Genomic DNA, 18,783 nt, shown 5'->3' on the forward strand with positions numbered 1-18,783 from the left:
AATTATAACCAAGCCAGACGGCATTGGCAGGGCCCAGGCCCCGCCAGATAGACAGGGCCATGCTGCAAGAATTCGTTGCTGCTGCAAATATTCCTGACGGCTCAGGCCAGCGGGCCATTGAGCAGCGGCACGAAACGCACTGCACCCAGCACACGACGGGAGAAGCCGTGCTCTTCGCGCACGATCAGCATCAGCTGTTGCACCTCGCCGGCCGGGCCGACCGGAATCACCATCCGCCCTCCCGGCGCCAGCTGGTCGAGCAGCGCCTGCGGCACTTCCGGGGCCACCGCAGTAACGATGATGCCATTGTAGGGTGCCAGCGCCTGCCAGCCATCACAGCCATCGCCCCAGCGGAACACCACATTGCGCAAGTTGAGCTCGACCAAGCGTTCCTTGGCCCGATCCTGCAACACCTTGATCCGCTCTACCGAGAACACCCGCTCGACCAGCTGGGCCAGGATCGCGGTCTGGTAGCCGGAACCGGTGCCGATCTCCAATACCTTGTCCAGCGGCCCCGCCTCCAACAACAGTTCGCTCATGTGCGCCACCATGAACGGCTGGGAGATGGTCTGGTTGTGCCCGATCGGCAGCGCCGTGTCTTCGTATGCCCGGTGCGCCAGCGCCTCGTCGACGAACAGGTGGCGCGGGGTACGGCGAATCACGTCAAGCACCTTGGCGTTCGACACACCCTCTTCATAGAGGCGCTGGATCAACCGCTCGCGGGTCCGCTGCGAGGTCATGCCGATACCGCCACGGCGCTGCAGATCGTCCTGTTCACGCATCAGAGCAGGCCCTCCAGCCAGCCGTCGAGCTGTTCGAAGGCATCGTTGAACGTACGATCCAGCTGCAACGGGGTGATCGACACGTAACCTTGCATGACGGCATGGAAATCGGTACCTGGCCCACCATCCTCGGCATCACCGGCCACGGCGATCCAGTAGCCTTCCTTGCCACGCGGGTTGACCACCTTGGTCGGCGCCGCCGCCCGCGCCCGGTGACCGAGGCGGGTAAGCTGGATGCCACGGATGTGCTCCAGCGGCAGATTGGGGATATTGACGTTGAGCACGGTCCGCGGCGGCAGTTGCAGGCGCGGCAGCGCCTCCACCAGGCGGCGGGCGATGAAGGCGGCGGTCGGCAGGTTGTCGGGCAACCGCGACAGCAGCGAGAACGCCAGCGAGGTGCCGCCCAGGAAACGGCCTTCCAGCGCGGCGGCGACCGTACCGGAATAGATCACGTCATCACCCAGGTTGGCCCCCAGGTTGATGCCCGAGACGACCAGGTCCACAGGCTCCGGCAACAGACCGTTGAGCCCCAGGTGCACACAATCGGTAGGCGTGCCATTGAGGCTGATGAAGCCGTTGGCCAAGGTCTGCGGGTGCAGCGGCCGGTCCAGCGTCAGCGAACTGCCAGCGCCGCTCTTGTCTTGGTCCGGGGCGATCACCACGCACTCGGCATAATCCGCCAGCGCACCGTGTAGCGCGGCGAGGCCCGGTGCCGTAACACCGTCGTCATTCGAAATCAGAATACGCATGGGCTGTCCGTCTGCCCTGCCGGCACCAGATCGACGAGTTCGCGCACCACCACGGTGGCGAAGCATCCGGCCGGAAGGACGAATTCCAGTTGCAGGATATCAGGCTCGGGATAATGCCACGTCAGGCCGCCAATAGGGAGCCGCAGGATGCGCCGTTCGTGACTCATGCCCGCATATGCGAGCCATTGGCACAGTGCCAGGTGGCGCTCGCCGACCGCCGTCTCAAGCTCGGAGGTCGCGCCAGCCGCGGGCGAAGGGCCTTCCCCCCACATCGGGCCAGTCGGATGCAAATCAAGAATTGCCAGGCGAGGATCGGAACATTCCTGCTCTCCAGCAGGAAAGAAACTACGGCTATCAGTGAATGCCAACAGGTCCCCGACCTGGGCGCGCTGCCAGCTGCCATCAGCGACACGCGCCGCCAGCACCTGATTGAACACATAGCTGCGCGCCGCCGAAAGCAGGCGCGAACGCACATTGCGCTGTTCCGGCAGAGCCTTGCGCGCGGCCCAGTCCTGAGCGTCGTGGACGTTGCCGCCGCCGTGACCGAAACGCTGGCTGCCAAAGTAGTTCGGCACGCCCTGCTGCTTGAGTTGCTCCAGGCGAGCATCAAGGGCCTGGCGGTCAGCCGCCAGGGCGGTCAGACGCAGGGTAAAACCGTTAGCCGAATGGGCACCGCGCTGCAGCTTACGCTGGTGACGCACCTGCTTGAGTACGCGCAGGGTGTCGTCTTCGGCACGGGACAGGTCCGGGTCGGCCTTGCCCGGCAGGTGCAGGCTGAACCACTGGCGGGTCAGGGCCTGGCGGTCCTTGAGGCCGGCATAGCTGATGGCGCGCACCGGTACACCGGCGGCGCGGGCCAGGCGGCGGGCAGCTTCTTCGGTGTTGAGGTCGCGCTTCTCGACCCACAGCCACAGGTGCTCGCCCTGGCCGGACAACGGGATATCCAGCACCTCGTCGACCTGGAAATCTTCAGCCACGGCCTTGAGTACTGCGCTACCCAACGATTCGCCCGACGCGCGCGGGCCCAGCAGGTCCAGTTCGGTCATGCTGACAGCAGCAGGGCAACCGCATGCACGGCAATGCCCTCCTCGCGGCCGGTGAAACCGAGCTTCTCGGTGGTGGTGGCCTTGACGTTGACCTGGTCGAGTTCGACCTGCAGGTCTTCGGCAATCAGCTGGCGCATGGTTTCGATGTGCGGGGCCATTTTCGGGGCCTGGGCGACAATGGTGGCGTCGACATTGCCGACCTGCCAGCCCTTGGCCTTGACGATAGCGACCACGTGACGCAGCAGCACGCGGCTGTCGGCGCCCTTGAACTGCGGGTCGGTGTCGGGGAAATGCTTGCCGATGTCGCCCAACGCGGCAGCGCCAAGCAAGGCATCGCTCAGGGCGTGCAGCAGCACGTCACCGTCGGAGTGGGCCAGGAGGCCGTATTTGTGGGGGATACGCACCCCACCCAGGGTAATGAAATCACCGTCGCAGAAACGGTGCACATCGTAGCCGTGGCCAATACGCATAGAAAAACGCCCTGATTGAGTCAGGGCGTGATTCTACCTGCTTTAGCCGCTATTGGGGCTGCCACGTAGGAGCGGCCTTGCCGGGGCGCCGGACCGGTCGGAAAGGGCTGCGCAGCAGCCCTGGCGACAGAGGCGATGGCGCCGAAATCCTGGAGCCGCTCCTACAGGCGCCCCAGTGCCTTCGCATGATGCCGCAGGTGCTCGTCGATGAAGCTGGCGATGAAGTAGTAGCTGTGGTCATAGCCGGGCTGCAAGCGCAGGGTCAGTTCATGCCCGCCTTTGCGTGCGGCCTGCTCCAGCGCTTCAGGCTTGAGTTGCTTCTCGAGGAAGTCATCACGGTCGCCCTGGTCCACCAGTAGCGGCGGGCACTCGCCTGCAGGCGCTTCCGCCAGCAGCACACTGGCATCCCATTCACGCCAGCGCGCACGGTCTTCACCCAGGTAGCGGCTGAAGGCTTTCTCACCCCACGGGCAATCCATAGGGTTGCTGATCGGCGAGAACGCCGACACCGAACGATAGCGCCCCGGGTTGCGCAAGGCGCACACCAGCGCGCCATGGCCCCCCATGGAATGGCCGCTGATGCTGCGCTGCTCGGACGCCGGGAAGTGCGCCTCGATCAGGGCCGGCAGTTCCTGCACCACATAGTCGTGCATGCGATAGTGCTGGGCCCAGGGCTGCTGGGTGGCGTTGAGGTAGAACCCGGCGCCGAGGCCAAAGTCCCAGGCGCCGTCAGGGTCGCCCGCCACCTGCTCGCCACGCGGGCTGGTGTCGGGGGCGACGATGATCAAGCCGAGCTCTGCTGCCAGGCGCTGGGCACCCGCCTTCTGCATGAAGTTCTCGTCGGTGCAGGTGAGGCCGCTGAGCCAGTACAGCACTGGCAGCTTCTCACCCTGCTCTGCCTGTGGCGGCAGGTAGACGGCGAACACCATGTCGCAACCCAGCACCTTGGAGTGATGCCGGTAACGCTTGTGCCAGCCGCCGAAGCTCTTCTGGCAGGAGATGTTATCCAGGCTCATGGCTGACCTCAGAAGTGGATCACGCTGCGGATGCTCTTGCCTTCGTGCATCAGGTCGAAGGCCTTGTTGATGTCCTCAAGGCCCATGGTGTGGGTGATGAAGGTATCCAGCGGGATCTCGCCCTTCTCGGCCATGTCCACGTAGCTTGGCAGCTCGCTGCGGCCACGTACGCCGCCGAATGCCGAACCACGCCAGACGCGGCCGGTCACCAGCTGGAACGGACGGGTGGCGATTTCCTGGCCAGCACCGGCGACACCGATGATCACCGACTCGCCCCAGCCCTTGTGGCAGCACTCCAGGGCCGCGCGCATCAGCTGCACGTTGCCGATGCACTCGAAGGAGAAGTCCACGCCACCGTCGGTGAGGTCGACGATCACTTCCTGGATCGGGCGGTCGTAGTCTTTCGGGTTGATGCAGTCGGTAGCGCCCAGCTGGCGGGCGATTTCGAACTTGGCCGGGTTGATGTCGATGGCGATGATGCGCGAGGCCTTGGCCTTGACCGCACCAATCACTGCCGACAGGCCGATGCCGCCGAGGCCGAAGATGGCCACGGTATCACCCGGCTTGACCTTGGCGGTGTTGAGCACCGCGCCGATACCGGTGGTGACGCCGCAACCCAGCAGGCAGACCTTCTCCAGAGGTGCTTCTTTCTGGATCTTGGCCACGGAAATTTCCGGCAGCACGGTGTACTCGGAGAAGGTCGAGGTGCCCATGTAATGGAACAGCTGCTGGCCCTTGTACGAGAAGCGGGTGGTGCCGTCCGGCATCAGGCCCTTGCCCTGGGTGGCGCGGATGGCCTGGCACAGGTTGGTCTTGCCCGAGAGGCAGAACTTGCACTTGCCGCATTCCGGGGTGTACAGCGGGATCACATGATCGCCCACCGCCACCGAGGTAACGCCCTCGCCCACGGCTTCGACGATCGCACCGCCTTCATGGCCGAGGATCGACGGGAAGATGCCTTCCGGGTCGGCGCCGGACAGGGTGTAGGCGTCGGTGTGGCAGACACCGCTGGCGACCACGCGCAGCAGCACCTCGCCGGCCTTGGGCATGGCCACGTCGACTTCGACGATTTCCAGGGGTTTCTTGGCCTCGAAGGCAACGGCAGCACGGGACTTGATCATCACAGGGTCTCCAGACAATGGATCGATTCAGTCCAGCAGTGTAATCCACGCGCTTTTGATGAATAATCCAGGCAAAGCCAAAACATTATTGCCACACAGGGATAATCCATGAGCAGCCGCTGGGAAGGCATCGACGAATTCGTCGCCGTGGCCGAGTCGGGTCAGTTCACGGCTGCAGCCGAGCGCCTGGGCGTGTCGTCATCCCACATCAGCCGGCAGATCGCCCGCCTTGAAGAACGCCTGCAAACCCGTTTGCTGTACCGCAGTACCCGCCGGGTGGCCTTGAGTGAAGCCGGGCAGACCTTTCTGCAGCACTGTCAGCGCCTTCAGGACGGTCGCGAGGAAGCGCTGCGCGCCATGGGTGACCTGGCCAGCGAGCCCAAGGGCCTGCTGCGCATGACCTGTGCGGTGGCCTATGGTGAGCGCTTCATCGTGCCGCTGGTAACGCGGTTCATGGCGCTGTATCCGCAATTGCGGGTCGAAGTGGAGCTGAGCAACCGCACTCTCGACCTGCTGCACGAAGGCATGGACCTGGCGATCCGCCTGGGCCGGCTGGCCGACTCGCGGCTGGTGGCCACGCGCCTTGCGCCGCGGCGCATGTACCTGTGTGCCTCGCCGGCGTACCTGGAGCGCTACGGGCGACCGCACAGCCTGTCAGAACTGGCTCGGCACAATTGCCTGATCGGCAGTTCCGACCTGTGGGCGCTGCTGCAGGATGGCCGCGAGATCAGCCAGCGGGTGCAGGGCAACTGGCGCTGCAACAGTGGCCAGGCCGTGCTGGATGCGGCGCTGCTGGGGATGGGGTTGTGCCAGCTGCCGGACTATTACGTGCTCGAGCACTTGAACAGTGGCGCACTGGTTTCGTTGCTGGAGGGGCATCAGCCGCCGAATACGGCGGTTTGGGCGCTGTATCCGCAGCAAAGGCACTTATCGCCGAAGGTAAGGCGGTTGGTGGATTATCTGAAGGAAGGGTTGGCGGAGTTGCCAGAGTATCGGGTGACCTGATCGAATGCCGGGACCGCTGCGCGGTCCTTTCGCGACACAAGGCCGCTCCTACAGGGAAATGCGATCTCCTGTAGGAGCGGCCTTGTGTCGCGGAAGGGCCGCAAAGCGGCCCCTGCAATCTCAGCGCCTGCCCGCCCAGCGCTGGCGCAACCACTCCAGATCTTCCGGCCGGGTGACCTTGATGTTGTCGCTGCGCCCTTCGACCAGCCGCGGCGCCTGCCCCGACCACTCGATAGCCGACGCCTCGTCGGTCACCACCACATCGGAAACCAGACTCTCGGCCAAAGCCCGATGCAGCGCGCCCAGGCGGAACATCTGCGGTGTATAGGCCTGCCAGATGGTGCTGCGGTCCACCGTAGCGGCCACCCGCCCATTGGCATCGGCGCGCTTGAGGGTATCGCGCGCCGGCACCGCCAGCAGCCCGCCTACCGGGTCATCGGCCAACTCCGACAACAGCTTGTCCAGGTCACTACGCGCCAGGTTCGGCCGCGCCGCATCGTGCACCAGCACCCAGTCGTTGTCCGACGCCCCCTGGGCATGCAGCAGCAACAAGGCATTGAGCACCGAGTCGGCACGTTCGTCACCACCCGCTGCACGCTGGATGCGCGGGTCGCTGGCACAACGCAGGCCAGGCCAGTACGGGTCATCTTCGGCAATGCTGACCACCACGCCCTTGAGCGAGGGGTGGCCAAGAAAACAGTCGAGGCTGTGCTCGAGGATGGTCTGCCCGGCCAACTCCAGGTATTGCTTGGGGCGGTCGGCAGCCATGCGGGCACCGACGCCCGCAGCAGGAATTACGGCCCAGAAGGCCGGCAAAGATTCATTCATTTTTGCGGCAGCTGGAAGAGGGTTTCGCCCTCTTTGACCATTCCCAGTTCATGACGAGCCCGTTCTTCGACGGTCTCCATACCCTTCTTCAACTCCAGCACCTCGGCATCGAGCACGCGGTTACGCTCCAGCAGCCGCTCGTTCTCGGCGTGCTGTTCGTCGATCTGCTGCTTGAGCTCGGCCACTTGCGCCAGGCTGCCGTTACCCACCCAAAGGCGGTACTGCAGGCCACCGAGCAGCAGGAGCAGGACAAGGAACAACCAATAGGGACTGCGCATCAAGGTATCCAGGTTAAAGACCGCCGCACACGGGCGTCATATAGCACGAAGCCTGGCCGAGGCCAGGCTTCGTTGACAGAAACCCGCATGAAGCGTCAGAAATTTCAGATCGAAAGTTCCGACAGCCTCGGCTGCTGTCTTTTTACCATCTCTTGCTTAGCCGCGAAACTCGGCACGACCACGGTAAACCGCTTTGGCGCCCAGTTGCTCTTCGATGCGCAGCAGCTGGTTGTACTTCGAGACGCGGTCGGAGCGGCACAGCGAGCCAGTCTTGATCTGGCCGGCAGCGGTACCCACAGCCAGGTCGGCGATGGTCGAGTCTTCGGTTTCACCGGAACGGTGCGAGATCACCGCAGTGTAGCCGGCAGCCTTGGCCATCTGGATGGCTTCCAGGGTTTCGGTCAGCGAGCCGATCTGGTTGAACTTGATCAGGATCGAGTTACCGATGCCCTTCTCGATGCCTTCCTTGAGGATCTTGGTGTTGGTCACGAACAGGTCGTCGCCGACCAGCTGCACCTTTTCACCGATCTTGTCGGTCAGGATCTTCCAGCCAGCCCAGTCGGACTCGTCCAGGCCGTCTTCGATCGAGATGATCGGGAAACGCTCGGTCAGGCCTTTCAGGTACTCGGCGAAGCCTTCGGCGTCGAACGACTTGCCTTCACCGGACAGGTTGTACTTGCCGTCTTCGTAGAACTCGGAAGCCGCGCAGTCCAGGGCCAGGGTCACGTCGGTGCCCAGCTTGTAGCCGGCTTTTTCCACGGCTTCGGCGATGGCGCCCAGGGCGTCTTCGTTGGAAGCCAGGTTCGGGGCGAAACCACCCTCGTCACCCACGGCGGTGTTCAGGCCACGGGCCTTCAGCACAGCTTTGAGGTGGTGGAAGATTTCGGTGCCCATGCGCAGGCCATCGGAGAAGGTCTTGGCGCCAACCGGCTGAACCATGAACTCCTGGATGTCGACGTTGTTGTCGGCGTGCTCGCCACCGTTGATGATGTTCATCATCGGAACCGGCATCGAGTACTGGCCCGGGGTGCCGTTCAGGTTGGCGATGTGCGCGTACAGCGGCAGGTCCTGATCCTGTGCAGCAGCCTTGGCGGCAGCCAGGGACACAGCCAGGATGGCGTTGGCGCCCAGCTTGGCCTTGTTCTCGGTACCGTCCAGTTCGATCATGGCGCGGTCCAGAGCCTTCTGGTCGGAAGGATCCTTGCCCAGCAGCAGCTCACGGATCGGGCCGTTGATGTTGGCGACGGCCTTCAGCACGCCCTTGCCCAGGTAACGGCTCTTGTCGCCATCACGCAGCTCCAGCGCTTCGCGCGAGCCGGTGGAAGCACCGGACGGCGCGCAAGCGCTGCCGATGATGCCGTTGTCGAGCAGTACATCGGCTTCCACAGTGGGGTTGCCACGCGAATCGAGAACTTCACGACCTTTGATGTCGACGATTTTTGCCATTGTTGTAAGCACTCCAGAATTGACGAAAACAACGCAGCTTAGGGAATTCTTGCCTTGCACCAGGCGGGGACGCAGCAGGCAGGCCTGGCAGAAGCAACCCCTGACCGAGCGGTCAGGGGTAGATCGGGGCGTACTTTACCCGAGAAATGAGCCTTGCGCGGCTTTAACCGTCGGAAAACTCATCAAAGACCTGAAAAAATCAGGCCTTGTTCTTCTGGGCCAGGGCCGCCTTGACGAAGCCGCTGAACAGCGGGTGACCGTCACGCGGGGTGGAGGTGAACTCCGGGTGGAACTGGCAGGCAACGAACCACGGGTGATCCTTGGCCTCGACCACTTCGACCAGCGCGCCGTCTTCGGAACGACCGGAAACCACCAGGCCGCCATCGACCAGTTGTGGCAGCAGGTTGTTGTTGACTTCGTAACGGTGGCGGTGACGCTCGGTGATGATGTCCTTGCCGTAGCAGTCGTGCACCTTGGAACCGGCAGCCAGTTGGCAGTCCTGTGCGCCCAGGCGCATGGTGCCGCCCAGGTCGGAAGCTTCGGTACGGGTCTCGACGGCACCGGTGGCATCGGCCCACTCGGTGATCAGGCCGACCACCGGGTGGCCGCTGTTGCGGTCGAACTCGGTGGAGTTGGCGTCTTTCCAGCCCATCACGTTACGGGCGAACTCGATCACGGCCACCTGCATGCCCAGGCAGATGCCCAGGTACGGGACCTTGTTCTCACGGGCGTACTGCACCGCAGTGATCTTGCCTTCCACGCCACGCAGGCCGAAACCGCCCGGAACCAGAATGGCGTCGGCACCTTCGAGCAGGCTGGTGCCCTGGTTCTCGATGTCTTCGGAATCGATGTAACGCAGGTTGACCTTGGTACGGTTGGTGATGCCGGCGTGGCTCATCGCTTCGATCAGCGACTTGTACGCATCCAGCAGTTCCATGTACTTGCCGACCATGGCGATGGTCACTTCCTGCTCAGGGTTGAGCTTGGCATCGACCACCTTGTCCCACTCGGACAGGTCGGCGCTGTTGCACTGCAGGCCGAAGCGCTCGACGACGAAGTCGTCCAGGCCCTGGGCGTGCAGAACACCTGGGATCTTGTAGATGGTGTCGACGTCTTCCAGCGAAATCACCGCACGCTCTTCAACGTTGGTGAACAGCGCGATCTTGCGGCGCGACGAGGCGTCGACCGGGTGGTCGGAACGGCAGATCAGCACGTCAGGCTGCAGGCCGATGGAGCGCAGCTCCTTGACCGAGTGCTGGGTCGGCTTGGTCTTGGTCTCACCGGCGGTGGCGATGTACGGGACCAGGGTCAGGTGCATCAGCATGGCGCGCTTGGAGCCCACTTCGACACGCAGCTGGCGGATCGCTTCGAGGAACGGCTGCGACTCGATGTCACCCACGGTACCGCCGATTTCCACCAGGGCCACGTCGGCATCGCCGGCACCCTTGATGATGCGACGCTTGATCTCGTCGGTGATGTGCGGGATGACCTGGATGGTCGCGCCCAGGTAGTCACCACGACGCTCTTTACGCAGCACGTGCTCGTAGATGCGGCCGGTGGTGAAGTTGTTGTTCTGGGTCATGGTGGTGCGGATGAACCGCTCGTAGTGGCCCAGGTCGAGGTCGGTCTCGGCGCCATCGTGGGTGACGAACACTTCACCATGCTGGAACGGGCTCATGGTGCCCGGATCGACGTTGATGTACGGATCCAGCTTGAGCATGGTGACCTTCAGGCCCCGCGCTTCCAGGATGGCCGCCAGGGAAGCCGAGGCAATGCCTTTCCCCAATGAAGAAACAACACCGCCCGTGACGAATATGTAGCGCGTCATGAAAAACCCTAGAAGTCTGCGTTAAGGCGGCCAGCGCCGCCGGAGAAAGCGAAGGAAGGCCGAAGCCCCCGATCACCCGCGTCAATCACAGTGCATCTCGAAAAACTGCCGCGTCTGTACAGACCAGGGGTATCCCCGGCATGGAGCTCGCTCGTCATTTCCAGAATCAGCCCAGCAAAAAACTGCTTGGTAATCGGCAACTGCTGTGTTTCCGGGGAAGCCACAGAAGTTGTATCAAGAAGGGAGGGTAGTCTACCGGAATGTACCCTTCAGCTCAAACCTTGCGCGTTCGTCGGCGGCTGCCAGTGAAGCTGGCAATCGGCCTGCGCCAGCGAAGGCAGATTGGCCACCGCCAGCAGGCGCTCGCCGCAATATAGCAGTGGCAGGCGCGGACGCACGAAGTGCGGGACCTGCAGCTCGTTGAGCAGGCGCTTGAGGTCGCGTCGGCCGCGGCCGGGGATATCCAGCACCTCGCCGCCCTGGCGATAGGCGATACGCAGTTCGCCCGGCGGCTGGGCGACATCAAGACGCACACTGCCGTTGCTCGGCAGCGCCAGCGCCTCGCCAGGATCGCGCCAGGGCACCTCGCCCACCGGCAGCTTCAACCAGTCACCACTCAGCCACCAGATGCGACCGTGACTGCGTACTAACCGACCATCGGCAAGCCGCCAGATCGGTTGTGCATCTGCCGCCGCATCGCGCAGGTCCACCCAGCCTGCCCAATGACGGGTATCGGGCAGGCGGGTTCGCTGGCTCAGCCAGTGCTGCAGGGCATTGCGCTGCCGTGCAGGTGACAAACGGGTGAGCACCGCCAGATCGAGCGACTGCAAGGCAGCCCAGGCCGGCGCGGCGCCCTCCCCGGCCTTGGCCAGATCGCCCAGTGCCAGTTCATCGAGCAAGCCCAGGGCCTCGCCCAGGTGCTCGGCACAACGGGCGAAGTTCTGGCTGGCCTGCGGCCAACGCTGTTGCAAGTGCGGGAACACCTGCGCGCGCAGATAGTTGCGGTCGAAGGCGCAATCTGCGTTCGTCGGATCTTCGATCCACACCAGCCCTTGGGCCTGGGCGTAGTCATGCAGCTGCTGGCGCGAGGTGGCCAGCAACGGCCGGACCAGGCTGCCCTGCCCAAGGGGGCGCTGTTCGGGCATCGCCGCAAGGCCACGCAGGCCGGCACCTCGCAGCAGGCGAAAAAGCATGGTTTCGGCCTGGTCGTCGCGGTGCTGGGCAGTGAACAGGATGTCTCCGGGACCGAGCACGCTCATGAAGGCAGCATAGCGAGCGTCGCGTGCAGCCTGTTCGAGGCTAGCGCCGGGGGGGACCTGGACGTGGATGACCTGGAGTTCGATACCGAGCTTGTCGCAGATGGCTTGACAGTGAGCGGGCCAGGCGTCGGCAGCAGGTTGTAGGCCGTGATGGATATGGAGGGCGCGTAGCGGCGGGGTTACGGGGATGCGGGCGTGCCCGGCCAGCAGGTGCAGGAGGACAGTGGAGTCGAGGCCGCCGGAGAAGGCGATGTACCAGGTGGGGGCATTGAGCCAGGGGGTGAGGTTGATCATGTGCGCCTCACTCGGCTTGATAACCAAATCCCCGTGGGAGCGAGTTTACCCGCGAACACCGGCGAAGCCGGTGCCGTGCACCGCGTCGCCTTCTTCGCGGGTAAACCCGCTCCCACAGGGGCCGCGAAGCGGCCCGGGATCTATCAGAGGCCGTAGCTCATCAGGCGATCGTAACGACGGGCCAGCAGCGCGTCGTTATCGAGCTTGCCGAGCATGTCCAGTTGCTGCACCAGATCGGCACGGATGCTTTCGGACATCTTGGCCGGGTCACGGTGGGCGCCGCCCAGCGGCTCCTGGATGACCTTGTCGACGATGTTCAGGCTCTTCAGGCGCTCGGCGGTGATACCCATGGCTTCGGCGGCGTCGGCAGCCTTGTCGGCCGTCTTCCACAGAATCGAGGCGCAGCCTTCTGGCGAGATCACCGAGTAGGTGGAGTACTGCAGCATGTTCAGTTGGTCGCACACACCGATGGCCAGCGCACCCCCGGAACCGCCCTCACCGATCACGGTGGCGATGATCGGGGTCTTCAGACGGGCCATGACGCGCAGGTTCCAGGCGATCGCCTCGCTCTGGTTGCGCTCTTCGGCGTCGATGCCCGGGTAAGCGCCCGGGGTGTCGATGAAGGTCAGGATCGGCATCTTGAAGCGCTCGGCCATTTCCATCAGGCGGCAAGCCTTGCGGTAGCCTTCAGGGCGCGGCATGCCGAAGTTGCGGCGAACCTTCTCACGGACTTCGCGGCCCTTCTGGTGGCCGATGACCATCACTGGCTTGCCGTCCAGACGTGCGGTACCACCGACGATGGCAGCATCATCGGAGAAGTGGCGGTCGCCGTGCAGTTCTTCGAACTCGGTGAAGATGTGCTCCAGGTAGTCCAAGGTGTACGGACGACGTGGGTGACGGGCCAGGCGAGCGATCTGCCAGCTGGTCAGGTTGCCGAAGATGCTTTCGGTCAGGGTGTTGCTCTTGTCTTGCAGACGGGCAATTTCATCGCTGATGTTCAGCGAGTTGTCGTTACCCACCAGGCGCAGGCCTTCGATCTTGGCTTGCAGGTCGGCAATCGGCTGTTCGAAATCGAGAAAATTCGGGTTCATAGTCATCCGTCTTGGGTCTACGGCCAGGCGGCCGGCCGGTTGATCCGTTTGGCGCCCTACCTTAAGGGATCAGGCGCATATAGGTCGAGATTAAATTTCGTCGATTCAACGATATTGCAGGAAGACGTTCTCACGCCCGAACTGGTCACGCAGAGCCTGAATCAGGCCATCGGCCGGGTCGATCGACCATTGCTCGCCAAACTGCAACATGGCCTTGGCATCGCTGCCGGTGTACTCCAGCGTGATCGGGCAAGCACCACGGTGGCGGGTGATCAATTCGCCCAGCCACTTCAGGCGGTCGCCCTTGAGCGCCTCGTGTGCCACCTTCAGGCGCAGGCTCTCGGCCAGCTTGGTGCGCGCGTCTTCCATGGTCATCACCTGCTTCACCCGCAGGCGCAACCCACCGGAGAAGTCATCGTTGCTGACCTCGCCTTCAACCACCACCATCGCGTCGGTCTGCAGCAAGGACTGTGCCGCCATGAAGGCATCGGCAAACAGCGACGCCTCGATGCGCCCGGAGCGGTCATCCAGGGTGACGAAGCCCATCTTGTCGCCCTTCTTGTTCTTCATTACCCGCAGGGCAATGATCATCCCGGCAATGGTCTGGGTCTCGCGCGACGGTTTGAGGTCGACGATGCGCTGGCGAGCGAAACGGCGAATCTCGGTCTCGTATTCATCGATCGGGTGACCGGTGAGGTACAGGCCCAAGGTGTCCTTCTCGCCTTTCAAACGCTCCTTGAGGGTCAGCTCGCGCACCTTGCGGTGGTTGGCGTAGACGTCGACATCGACCTCGTCGAACATGCCGCCGAACAGGTCGACGTGACCACTGTCAGCGGTATGAGCCGCCTGCTCGGCTGCCTTGATGGCTTCGCCCAGGGCCGAGAGCAAGGTCGCACGGTTGAGGTCGATGTTGGCGTGGTAGGCCTTGATCTCGTCATGGAAGTGCGGGCCCAGACGGTCCAGCGCACCGCTGCGCACCAGCGCATCGAGGGTACGTTTGTTGACTCGCTTGAGGTCGATGCGCTCGCAGAAGTCGAACAGGTCCTTGAACGGGCCACCTTGGGCTCGCGCCTCGACGATGGCTTCCACCGGGCCTTCGCCGACACCTTTGATCGCACCCAGGCCATAGACGATACGGCCGTCGTTGTTCACGGTGAACTTGAAATCGGAGAAGTTCACGTCCGGCGCATCGAGGCGCAGCTTCATGCTGCGCACTTCCTCGACCAGCACCACCACCTTGTCGGTGTTGTGCATGTCCGCCGAGAGTACTGCGGCCATGAACGGTGCCGGGTGGTGGGTCTTGAGCCAGGCAGTCTGGTACGACACCAGGCCATAGGCGGCGGAGTGGGACTTGTTGAAGCCGTAGCCGGCGAACTTTTCTACCAGGTCGAAGATGTTACCTGCGAGATCCGCATCGATATTGTTGGCAACACAACCTTCGATGAAACCGCCGCGCTGCTTGGCCATTTCTTCAGGCTTTTTCTTACCCATCGCCCGGCGCAGCATGTCGGCGCCGCCGAGGGTATAACCCGCCATTACCTGGGCAATCTGCATCACCTGTTCCTGATACAGGATGATGCCGTAGGTCGGGGCCAGCACGGGTTTGAGGCCTTCGTACTGGTAGTCCGAGTGCGGGTAGGCCAGCTCGGCGCGGCCGTGCTTGCGGTTGATGAAGTCGTCCACCATGCCCGACTGCAACGGGCCCGGGCGGAACAGTGCCACCAGTGCGATGAGGTCTTCCAGGCAGTCAGGCTTGAGCTTCTTGATCAGCTCCTTCATGCCTCGGGATTCGAGCTGGAACACTGCCGTGGTCTCGGCTTTTTGCAGCAGCTCGTAGGTCTTGCGGTCGTCCAGCGGGATGAAGTCGATGTTGAGATCGGGCAGGTTCTGCTTGGCCTGCTCGCGGTTGATGATCTCCATCGCCCACTTGATGATGGTCAGGGTGCGCAGGCCGAGGAAGTCGAACTTCACCAGGCCCGCTGCCTCGACGTCATCCTTGTCGAACTGGGTCACCAGGCCGCCGCCCTCTTCGTCACAGGCGATCGGCGAAAAGTCGGTGAGCTTGGTCGGGGCGATCACCACGCCACCGGCGTGCTTGCCGGTACCACGGGTGACACCTTCGAGCTTGAGCGCCATGTCCCAGATTTCGCGGGCATCCTCGTCACCCTTGAGGAAGTCGCGCAGGATCTCTTCCTGCTCGTAGGCTTTCTCCAGGGTCATGCCCACTTCGAACGGGATCATCTTCGACAGGCGGTCGGCCAGGCCGTAGGACTTGCCCTGCACCCGCGCCACGTCGCGCACCACCGCCTTGGCGGCCATGGTGCCGAAGGTGATGATCTGGCTCACGGCGTTGCGGCCATAGGCTTCGGCCACGTAATCGATCACCCGGTCACGGCCATCCATGCAGAAGTCGACGTCGAAGTCGGGCATGGAAATACGTTCAGGGTTGAGGAAGCGCTCGAACAGCAGGTCGTAGGCCAACGGGTCGAGGTCGGTGATCTTCAGCACGTAGGCCACCAGCGAACCGGCACCCGACCCCCGGCCTGGGCCAACCGGCACGTCGTTGTTCTTGGCCCACTTGATGAAGTCCATAACGATCAGGAAGTAACCGGGGAAGCCCATCTGGATGATGATGTCCAGTTCGAACTTCAGGCGGTCCAGGTAGACCTGGCGCTTCTCTTCGTAATTGGGCGTGGTCTCCTTCGGCCAAAGCACTGCCAGGCGTTCTTCCAGGCCCTCATGGGACACATGGCGCAGGTAGTCGTCGATGCCCATGCCGTTGGGCGTCGGGAAATCGGGCAGGAAGTACTTGCCCAACTGCACCTGGATGTTGCAACGCTTGGCGATCTCGACGGTGTTGGCAATGGCATCGGGCAGGTCGCTGAACAGCTCGGCCATTTCCTCGGCCGACTTCAGGTACTGCTGGTCGCTGTAGCCACGCGGGCGGCGAGGATCATCGAGGGTCCAGCCTTCGCCGATACAGACGCGGGTTTCGTGGGCATCGAAGTCGGATTGCTTGATGAAACGGACATCGTTAGTAGCTACCAGCGGCGCGCCAAGCTGGTCGGCCAGGGCCACGGCGGCGTGCACGTACTCTTCGTCGCCGGCGCGGTTGGTGCGCTGCACTTCGACGTAGAAGCGCTCCGGGAACATGCCCATCCAGTCGCGCAGCAGGGCCTGGGCTTCATCCTGGCGGCCATTCATCAGGGCCATGCCGATATCGCCTTCCTTGCCCGCGGACAGGGCAATCAGCCCTTCGCTGGCGGGGGCGATCCACTCACGCTGAAGGATCACCAGGCCGTTGCGCTGGCCGTCGGTCCAGCCGCGCGAAATCAGCTCGGTGAGGTTGCGGTAGCCTTTTGGGTCCATGGCCAGGAAGCAGATGCGCGACAGCGGCGCCTCCGGATCGGCTCCGGCCAGCCACAGGTCGGCACCGCAGATCGGCTTGATCCCGGCGCCCATGGCAGTCTTGTAGAACTTGACCAGCGAGCACATGTTGCTCTGGTCGGTGATCGCCACCGCCGGCATGTTCATCCCCGCCAGTGCCTTGGCCAGCGGCTTGATCCGCACCAGGCCGTCTACCAGCGAGAATTCGGAATGGACGCGCAGGTGAACGAAGGGAACCGACATGGAAAGTCCTGTAGCAATGCTTAACGACAAGGGCGGGATTGTAGCGTAATTGAGTGGTGGAATTGGGGCTGCTTCGCAGCCCTTCGCGGGCAAGCCCGCTCCCACAGGGACCCCACAGGATTCAGACCTTGTGCTGAACCTGTGGGAGCGGGCTCGCCCGCGAAGGGCCGCAAAGCGGCCCCATACGTCAGATCAGGGAATCGGTGATGCCTTCGCGGGCTTCCCAGGCTGCCCGCACCGGGGCGAAGGAGCGCCGATGAATGGGGGTAGGCCCAAGGCGCGCCAGGGCTTCGAGGTGCACCGGCGTAGGGTAGCCCTTGTGCCCTCCTATCCCATACCCCGGATAGATCAGCTCGAACGCGCTCATCTCCCGGTCGCGGGTAACCTTGGCCAGGATCGATGCTGCGGCAATTGCCGGCACCTGGCTATCACCCTTGACCACCGGCGCAGCCGGCACCGACAGTTTCGGGCAACGGTTGCCGTCGATCAGTGCCAGCTTCGGGGTAACGTGCAGCCCTTCCACCGCTCGCTGCATGGCCAGCATGGTGGCCTGCAGGATGTTCAGCCGGTCGATTTCCTCGACTTCGGCGCGGGCGATGCAGAAGCTCAGGGCTTTTTCGCAGATCTCGTCGAACAGCGCCTCGCGCTTGGCTTCAGTGAGTTTCTTCGAATCGTTCAAGCCCAGAATCGGCCGCGCCGGGTCGAGAATCACCGCAGCCGTGACCACCGCACCGCACAGGGGGCCGCGGCCTACTTCGTCTACGCCGGCAACCAGGTCTTCGACCAGGTTGAAGTCCAGTCCAATCTGCATGTCAGCGGTCCTTGAGCAGGGCCAGCACCGCGTCGGCCGCCTGGTTGGAGGCGTCGCGGCGCAGGGTACGGTGAATCTCGTCGAAGCGTTCGGTCTGCTGAGCGCCGTCGGTGACCAGCGGCGCCAAGGTCTGTGCCAAGGCTTCGCTGGTCGCGGCTTCCTGCAGCAGCTCAGGCACCAGCTCGCGCTGGGCGAGCAGGTTGGGCAGCGATACGTAAGGGCTTTTCACCAGACGCTTGAGAATCCAGTAGGTCAGCGGGGCCAGGCGATAGGCCACGACCATCGGGCGCTTGTACAGCAGCGCCTCCAGCGTGGCGGTGCCAGAGGCGATCAGCACCGCGTCACAGGCAGCCAACGCTCGGTGCGACTGGCCATCGAGCAAGGTCAACGGCAGATCGCGGCCTTCGAGCATCTGCTCGACCTGGGCACGACGCGCCGCGTTGGCACACGGCAACACAAAACGCACGCCAGGCACCAGCTCGCGCAGGCGCTGGGCGGCGTCGAGGAACAGTGCCCCCAGGCGCCCGACCTCACCACCACGGCTACCCGGCATCAACGCGACCACCGGCCCATCAGCCAGGCCCAACTCGCTACGCGCTGCCTGACGGTCTGCCGCCAACGGAATGGTATCGGCCAGCGGGTGGCCGACGAACCGCACCGGTACGCCCTGCTCCTCATAGAAGCGTGCTTCGAACGGCAGCAGCGTGAGCATCAGGTCGCAACCTTCGCGAATCTTCAGCACGCGCTTCTGCCGCCACGCCCAGACCGACGGGCTGACGTAATGGACGGTCTTGATCCCCGCCTGGCGCAGTTTCAGTTCGATATTGAGGGTGAAATCGGGGGCGTCGATACCAATGAACACATCGGGCTTTTCGCCGATCAGGGTCTGGATCAATGCCTTGCGGCGCTTTAGCAGCTCACGCAGGCGCCCCAGCACCTCGACCAGCCCCATGACCGCGAGGCGCTCCATGGGGAAGTATGACTGAAGACCTTCGGCCTCCATCAACGGGCCACCCACACCGATAAAACGGACGTCGGGATGGCGCGCCTTGAGGGCGCGCATCAGCCCGGAACCAAGAATATCGCCGCTGGCCTCACCTGCGACCAGGGCTACGCAAAGCTGCGCCAT

General features: G+C 63.5%; 16 protein-coding genes. 1 reads left to right on the plus strand and 15 read right to left on the minus strand.

The features are described from left to right. Positions 1-101 precede the first annotated feature (101 nt). The 6 genes from BUQ73_RS20470 to BUQ73_RS20495 form a co-directional block, all read right to left on the minus strand. A complete protein-coding gene (locus BUQ73_RS20470; RefSeq protein WP_177326721.1) occupies positions 102-740 on the minus strand; it encodes a protein-L-isoaspartate(D-aspartate) O-methyltransferase in 639 nt (212 codons plus the stop codon). A gap of 41 nt (positions 741-781) precedes the next feature. Further along, positions 782-1,531, minus strand: coding sequence for a 5'/3'-nucleotidase SurE (surE, locus tag BUQ73_RS20475; protein WP_079229444.1), 750 nt, complete (start codon positions 1,529-1,531; stop codon positions 782-784). Further along, positions 1,519-2,577 carry a tRNA pseudouridine(13) synthase TruD gene (gene truD, locus BUQ73_RS20480; protein ID WP_079229445.1) on the minus strand — a complete coding sequence of 353 codons (1,059 nt, stop codon included), beginning with the start codon at positions 2,575-2,577 and terminating at the stop codon, positions 1,519-1,521. The genes surE and truD overlap by 13 nt, the downstream gene beginning before the upstream one ends. Continuing rightward, positions 2,574-3,047: a 2-C-methyl-D-erythritol 2,4-cyclodiphosphate synthase gene (gene ispF / locus BUQ73_RS20485; protein ID WP_079229446.1), complete on the minus strand. Its 474-nt coding sequence runs from the start codon at positions 3,045-3,047 to the stop codon at positions 2,574-2,576. The genes truD and ispF overlap by 4 nt, the downstream gene beginning before the upstream one ends. Before the next feature lie 161 nt (positions 3,048-3,208). Then, on the minus strand, positions 3,209-4,063 hold the full coding sequence (gene fghA / locus BUQ73_RS20490; protein WP_079229447.1) for an S-formylglutathione hydrolase: 855 nt from the start codon (positions 4,061-4,063) through the stop codon (positions 3,209-3,211). A gap of 8 nt (positions 4,064-4,071) precedes the next feature. Further along, a complete protein-coding gene (locus BUQ73_RS20495) occupies positions 4,072-5,184 on the minus strand; it encodes an S-(hydroxymethyl)glutathione dehydrogenase/class III alcohol dehydrogenase (RefSeq protein ID WP_079229448.1) in 1,113 nt (370 codons plus the stop codon). A gap of 108 nt (positions 5,185-5,292) precedes the next feature. On the opposite strand from BUQ73_RS20495, the gene BUQ73_RS20500 reads away from it, so the two are divergent. Then, entirely contained in the window at positions 5,293-6,189 is an 897-nt protein-coding gene (locus BUQ73_RS20500) for a LysR substrate-binding domain-containing protein (RefSeq protein ID WP_079229449.1), read from the plus strand. 120 nt (positions 6,190-6,309) lie between these two features. Here BUQ73_RS20500 and ispD read toward each other — a convergent pair whose 3' ends face one another. The 9 genes from ispD to lpxB form a co-directional block, all read right to left on the minus strand. After that, positions 6,310-7,017, minus strand: a complete 708-nt coding sequence (gene ispD, locus BUQ73_RS20505) for a 2-C-methyl-D-erythritol 4-phosphate cytidylyltransferase (protein ID WP_079229450.1) — start codon at positions 7,015-7,017, stop codon at positions 6,310-6,312. Beyond that, a complete protein-coding gene (gene ftsB / locus BUQ73_RS20510) occupies positions 7,014-7,295 on the minus strand; it encodes a cell division protein FtsB (protein WP_023534037.1) in 282 nt (93 codons plus the stop codon). Before ftsB ends, ispD begins: the two co-directional genes overlap by 4 nt. Positions 7,296-7,451: 156 nt before the next feature. Then, complete coding sequence (gene eno / locus BUQ73_RS20515) at positions 7,452-8,741, minus strand: phosphopyruvate hydratase (protein WP_012270853.1); 1,290 nt, start codon at positions 8,739-8,741, stop codon at positions 7,452-7,454. A 199-nt stretch (positions 8,742-8,940) separates the two neighbouring features. Beyond that, positions 8,941-10,569, minus strand: coding sequence for a CTP synthase (locus BUQ73_RS20520; protein WP_079229451.1), 1,629 nt, complete (start codon positions 10,567-10,569; stop codon positions 8,941-8,943). 269 nt (positions 10,570-10,838) lie between these two features. Further along, on the minus strand, positions 10,839-12,122 hold the full coding sequence (gene tilS, locus BUQ73_RS20525) for a tRNA lysidine(34) synthetase TilS (RefSeq protein WP_079229452.1): 1,284 nt from the start codon (positions 12,120-12,122) through the stop codon (positions 10,839-10,841). A gap of 143 nt (positions 12,123-12,265) precedes the next feature. Then, positions 12,266-13,213 carry an acetyl-CoA carboxylase carboxyl transferase subunit alpha gene (accA, locus tag BUQ73_RS20535; RefSeq protein ID WP_027920023.1) on the minus strand — a complete coding sequence of 316 codons (948 nt, stop codon included), beginning with the start codon at positions 13,211-13,213 and terminating at the stop codon, positions 12,266-12,268. Between the two features lie 105 nt (positions 13,214-13,318). Further along, positions 13,319-16,843 (minus strand): DNA polymerase III subunit alpha, encoded by a 3,525-nt coding sequence (gene dnaE, locus BUQ73_RS20540; protein ID WP_079229453.1) that lies wholly within the window; start codon positions 16,841-16,843, stop codon positions 13,319-13,321. 187 nt (positions 16,844-17,030) lie between these two features. Further along, positions 17,031-17,654, minus strand: coding sequence for a ribonuclease HII (rnhB, locus tag BUQ73_RS20545; protein ID WP_079229454.1), 624 nt, complete (start codon positions 17,652-17,654; stop codon positions 17,031-17,033). Position 17,655: 1 nt separating this feature from the next. Further along, positions 17,656-18,783, minus strand: a complete 1,128-nt coding sequence (gene lpxB / locus BUQ73_RS20550) for a lipid-A-disaccharide synthase (RefSeq protein ID WP_079229455.1) — start codon at positions 18,781-18,783, stop codon at positions 17,656-17,658.

The organism is Pseudomonas putida (assembly GCF_002025705.1).
GTDB lineage: Bacteria > Pseudomonadota > Gammaproteobacteria > Pseudomonadales > Pseudomonadaceae > Aquipseudomonas > Aquipseudomonas putida_J.

Excerpts from the sequence above, each read along its gene's own strand:
- accA (WP_027920023.1), bottom strand. The coding sequence starts at position 13,213 with ATGAACCCGAATTTTCTCGATTTCGAACAGCCGATTGCCGACCTGCAA.
- truD (WP_079229445.1), bottom strand. The coding sequence starts at position 2,577 with ATGACCGAACTGGACCTGCTGGGCCCGCGCGCGTCGGGCGAATCGTTG.
- BUQ73_RS20495 (WP_079229448.1), bottom strand. The coding sequence starts at position 5,184 with ATGATCAAGTCCCGTGCTGCCGTTGCCTTCGAGGCCAAGAAACCCCTG.
- surE (WP_079229444.1), bottom strand. The coding sequence starts at position 1,531 with ATGCGTATTCTGATTTCGAATGACGACGGTGTTACGGCACCGGGCCTC.
- rnhB (WP_079229454.1), bottom strand. The coding sequence starts at position 17,654 with ATGCAGATTGGACTGGACTTCAACCTGGTCGAAGACCTGGTTGCCGGC.
- fghA (WP_079229447.1), bottom strand. The coding sequence starts at position 4,063 with ATGAGCCTGGATAACATCTCCTGCCAGAAGAGCTTCGGCGGCTGGCAC.
- BUQ73_RS20520 (WP_079229451.1), bottom strand. The coding sequence starts at position 10,569 with ATGACGCGCTACATATTCGTCACGGGCGGTGTTGTTTCTTCATTGGGG.
- BUQ73_RS20500 (WP_079229449.1), top strand. The coding sequence starts at position 5,293 with ATGAGCAGCCGCTGGGAAGGCATCGACGAATTCGTCGCCGTGGCCGAG.
- ispF (WP_079229446.1), bottom strand. The coding sequence starts at position 3,047 with ATGCGTATTGGCCACGGCTACGATGTGCACCGTTTCTGCGACGGTGAT.
- tilS (WP_079229452.1), bottom strand. The coding sequence starts at position 12,122 with ATGATCAACCTCACCCCCTGGCTCAATGCCCCCACCTGGTACATCGCC.
- dnaE (WP_079229453.1), bottom strand. The coding sequence starts at position 16,843 with ATGTCGGTTCCCTTCGTTCACCTGCGCGTCCATTCCGAATTCTCGCTG.
- BUQ73_RS20470 (WP_177326721.1), bottom strand. The coding sequence starts at position 740 with ATGACCTCGCAGCGGACCCGCGAGCGGTTGATCCAGCGCCTCTATGAA.
- ftsB (WP_023534037.1), bottom strand. The coding sequence starts at position 7,295 with ATGCGCAGTCCCTATTGGTTGTTCCTTGTCCTGCTCCTGCTGCTCGGT.
- ispD (WP_079229450.1), bottom strand. The coding sequence starts at position 7,017 with ATGAATGAATCTTTGCCGGCCTTCTGGGCCGTAATTCCTGCTGCGGGC.
- eno (WP_012270853.1), bottom strand. The coding sequence starts at position 8,741 with ATGGCAAAAATCGTCGACATCAAAGGTCGTGAAGTTCTCGATTCGCGT.
- lpxB (WP_079229455.1), bottom strand. The coding sequence starts at position 18,783 with ATGGCGCAGCTTTGCGTAGCCCTGGTCGCAGGTGAGGCCAGCGGCGAT.